Source organism: Allobosea sp. 05T433 (assembly GCF_056396065.1).
On sequence record NZ_JBFTKS010000114.1, the window covers coordinates 1 to 762 of the forward strand.

Genomic DNA, 762 nt, shown 5'->3' on the forward strand with positions numbered 1-762 from the left:
GCCGCAAGGAACAGCTCGAGATCAGCATCGTCCAGTCCGGCGAGGAGGTGAAGGGCCTCGAGGCGCGCCAGGTCGCCAAGGTCGAGGAGCTGCGCCTGGTCGAGCTCGAGCGCAACAAATATCTCGGCCTGTTCGAGAAGGGCTTCATCGACGGCACGAAGGTCTACAACATCAACCGCGAATGGGCCCGCCTGCTCGGCGAGCGCGGCGAGATCGAAGCCTCGATCGCCCGTGCCCGGCTGCGCGTCAGCGATGCCCGCCTCCAGATCATCGCCGTCGACGAGACCGCCCGCACCGAGGCCCAGCGCGAGCTGCGCCAGGTCGAGGCCAAGGTCTCCGAGCTCAGCGACCGGCGGCTCGCCAGTGAGGACCGGCTCTCACGCTCCGAGATCCGCGCCCCGATCGCCGGCATCGTCAACGAGTTGACCGTCTTCACCGTCGGCGGCGTCATCACCCCGGCTGCCCGTCTCGCCACCATCGTACCGGGCGAGGCCAAGCTCACCGTCGAGGTCAGGATCGCGCCGACCGATATCGACCAGGTCAGGCCGGGCCAGCCCGCCCGCCTGCGCTTCTCCGCCTTCGCCAAGAATTCGACCCCGGAACTGCCGGGCASCGTCAGCCATCTCTCCCCGGCGACCACCCGCGACCCCACCACCGGCGCCAATTTCTACACCGGCGAGATCCAGATCGACGGCGATCTCGTCGCCGCCCTCGGCGACCGCAAGCTCCAGCCCGGAATGCCGGTCGAGGTCTTCATCACCA

The 762-nt window shown here is 68.6% G+C and carries 1 protein-coding gene; it reads left to right on the top strand.

The annotated features are described in order from the left end of the window. A partial coding sequence (locus AC1DGP_RS35260) for a beta-barrel domain-containing protein (protein WP_476833297.1) occupies positions 1-762 on the top strand: 762 nt, incomplete at both ends.